Annotated in this window: 2 protein-coding genes and 1 pseudogene; all 3 read right to left on the bottom strand. The window is 36.6% G+C overall.

Annotated elements, in window-relative coordinates; genetic code table 11:
- Positions 1-31: 31 nt before the first annotated feature.
- A complete protein-coding gene (locus CL42_RS16880; RefSeq protein ID WP_081403317.1) occupies positions 32-142 on the bottom strand; it encodes a methionine/alanine import family NSS transporter small subunit in 111 nt (36 codons plus the stop codon).
- Position 143: 1 nt separating this feature from the next.
- Positions 144-1628, bottom strand: a pseudogene (locus CL42_RS15620) (sodium-dependent transporter).
- A gap of 369 nt (positions 1629-1997) precedes the next feature.
- Entirely contained in the window at positions 1998-3449 is a 1452-nt protein-coding gene (locus CL42_RS15625) for an aldehyde dehydrogenase family protein (RefSeq protein WP_035270753.1), read from the bottom strand.
- Positions 3450-3799 lie beyond the last annotated feature (350 nt).

A 3799-nucleotide genomic window follows, 5' to 3' on the forward strand; every position in this document is an offset into this window, starting at 1 on the left:
CATGGCTTTTTTAATATTGATCTAAAGTGGTTTAATCTTCAAGCTCATCTGGGTTTTTTGCCAAATGAATCATTGCTAAAATAAGACCACCCCATAACAGCACTGTTGAGATAATAAGCATCATTAAAGCAGAAGTATTCATCTTATTTCTCCTCAGGTCCATTGTCTTTTAGACGACTAAAAACAACCGCACAGAATACAAAGATTGCAACTACACTGCCACCAATTGGCAATAGAATCTCAATTGGATAACCGCCATAACCTTCAGTAAATATTGACTTCAAGGTCATCAATAGCGCAGCTAACAATGAGATTGGTGTAACTACAGTCAACATGAAGTTCCAACCAGCACCTAGCTTAATACTAGAATATTGGTTTACATGTTCTTGAAGTTGCTTTAACAACGGGCGACGGAACCATGACACCAATACGATTGATAATAAGCCACCCGCGACAATACCAATATTATTGGCAAAGTAATCGATAATATCGACAAACGTAATCGCGCTGTGAGTTGAAAACAATAAAGTTGAAACAATTGCTGAACCACCTGCAATAATTGTCACAGCCTTCTTACGAGACCATCCTAACTTGTCTTGAAAACCTGCGATTGGAACTTGAAGAATACTGACCATGGATGTAATCCCTGCAACTGTTAAAGATGCAAAGAACAAGAAGCCAAATAAGTCTCCGCCAGCCCCCATGCTTGAAATGATTTTAGGGAAAGCGATAAAAGCTAAACCAATACCACCAGATACAACATCGTCAACTGAAGCACCCGCACTGTAGGCCATGAAACCTAATGCTGCAAATACCCCAATACCAGCTAAAATTTCAAAAGATTAATTTGCAAGAGCAACGACTAGTCCAGAACCAGTTAAATTCGTTTTTTTCTTCAAATACGAAGCGTAGGTCAACATAATCCCGAAACCAACGGATAACGAGAAAAAGATATGGCCAAATGCAGCTAACCACACTTTATAGTTGCCCATTGCTTCCCAGTTTGGTGTAAAGAATGCATTTAAACCTTGGACAGCACCTGGTAAACGAATAGCTTGAATCACGAGAATCGTAAATAAAACCACCAATAATGGCATAAAGATCTTATTCGACAATTCCACGCCTTTCTTCACCCCACCATACAGGATGAACATAACGATCGCCCAAACGACAACCAAACCTATAAATAAGGTCGGAACAAATCCAAATGCTAAGCCTTCGCCATTCTGAAGATAGGTGGTGAAAAAGAATTTTTCTGTATCACTTCCCCACTGTTGACCAAATGAGTAGAACATATAACTACCCGCCCATGACAATACACTGGCATAGTAAATACCAATAATTAATGTCACAGCGACTTGCCACCAACCCAATGATTCACCATTCATCAACTTCTTGTAAGCTGTAGGTGGGGCCTTACGGTATTTATGTCCAACTGCATAATCTAAAAATAAAAGTGGAAGACCGGCAGCAAAAATTGCAACCAGATAAGGGATTAAAAATGCCCCGCCACCATTTTCATATGCGACATAGGGAAAACGCCAAATATTGCCTAAACCTACTGCAGAACCAATAGCTGCAATAATAAAACCTGATCTGGCGCTCCAATTTTCACGTGAAGCTGTCATATAGTACCTAATCCGTAAATGGGTACACGCTTACTGCTATTGTTGATGTTATCTCGCAAGTAATTGCATACCATTAAAATTTTGTTGTTTGAATCAGAAACGGCCTTTTGAGCATTTTTTTCGAATTACAAACCACCCCTTATTTAATATTCTTGGTTAAAGAAAGATGAAATAAAGGATGTTTAATGAATCAACAATAGCGCTTTTAATCAGATTTTTCTGTAATTAATTCAGGAAAAAACTGTGTTTCATCATTTTTTTATTCTTATTGATTAATTTTAACTCAATATGTTTATTTTTAAATCACTGCGTTAATCTAAACTAAATAATTTAAAAGGAGCGTTATACTCCTTTTAACATAAAAAATAATTATCCTTGTTTAATCACAAGCAAACGCTCTTCTTGCATATCTCGAATTGCTGATTGAATCCCTTCTCGACCTAGACCCGAATCCTTAACGCCACCATAAGGCATATTATCTACACGGAATGATGGAATATCATTAATGATGACACCACCTACATGTAAATGATTCCACGCATACATCATTTTATTCAGACTTTGTGTATAAACGCCAGCTTGTAGACCAAATCGGCTTTGATTAATTGTAGCAATGCCTTTTTCAAAATCTTTATACTTCTCTAGAATGGCTACTGGCCCAAAAGCTTCATCTTTATAAATTTCTAAAGACGTATCAACATTTTCTAGCAATATTGGATCAAATAAAGCCCCTTTAACCTGACCTTCAACTAAAACTTTGGCGCCTTTCTTTACCGCTTTATCGACCCATTTTTTAAGCCTTTTAGCTTCTTCCTCCTTGATCATAGGGCCACATAAGGTCAAGTCTGAATTTGGATCGCTCGCTTTGATTTTTTTTATTTTGGAAATTAATTTCTTCTTTAAATCAGTATAAATATTTTCATGGACTAAAATTCTTTGGACACTAATACAAACTTGACCTGCATGGTTATAAGCTCCCCCAATAAGACGATCAATTAACACATCAGATATTTCAGTATCAGGTTCAATTAAAACAGCAGCATTTCCACCAAGCTCTAAGGTGACTTTTTTTCGACCTGCACGTGCTTTCATATCCCAACCGACTTCATCCGATCCAGTAAAACTGAGTAATTTGAATCGGTCATCGGTTACCAAGATATCTGCCTGTTCGCGAGGACAAGGTAAAACTGAAAATGCACCTTGAGGTAAATCAGTTTCCGCCAATACTTCTGCAATTTTTAGAGCAGAAACTGGTGTAAGTGACGCAGGTTTCAGTACGAAAGGACACCCTGCTGCAATTGCAGGTGCAATTTTATGAGCAGTTAAATTAAGTGGAAAATTAAAAGGACTAATTAATGATATAGCACCAATCGGAACATGTTTAATCATACCTGTATAACCCTGTGCAGCAGCTGTCACAGCCAATGGCATTAAACGCCCATCGTCCATTTGTGTAACAGCATCAGCAGCGATTTGAAAGGTATTTATAAGACGCTCAACTTCAGCCTGAGCTGCTTTTAATGGCTTTCCACCCTCTGCAATCAGAATTGCAGTTAATTCCTCTCTCATTTCGCCAAAGCGTTTGACACAATGTAATAAAATCTTTTGCTTTTGAAATGGTTCTAATTTTGCCATTGCCTGTTCTGCATCAATTGCAGATTGGATTGCTTTTTCTAAAGTATTTGCATCTGCTAAGGCTACTCGGGCAAATATTTTTTGGCTAAATTTATCTTTTACTTCAAGCCATTGACCTGTTTGGGATGCTTTAGAGGCAACATAAAGAGAATAATCACACTCAATTTTTTTTTCTGAATTGGTCATCACGTATCCTTAAATATATTCGGATTTAAAACTTTTAAATTCACTATATCATGACCTCTCAAGCAACTTCTGTTCATGAGTAATTAAGTAATATATTTTTCACTCTTACTTTTTATTATGTAAATGCCTCTATTGCATCTCGCATGCATTTTAGTCACTCATTATTTAAAGCATTAAAATACAACCACGACCAATTGATTAGGCGATCATTTTTCTATGTACACAGGTGTACCAATAGAAACTAATCATACTTTATGAATTTGAGCATCAGATGGATAAGATAGGTTGTTATAACTGTTCAAGACATAAAATTTATCGTCTATATGATTATTTATTTCAATTTTTATATA

Source organism: Acinetobacter sp. Ver3 (genome assembly GCF_000632455.1).
Lineage (GTDB): Bacteria > Pseudomonadota > Gammaproteobacteria > Pseudomonadales > Moraxellaceae > Acinetobacter.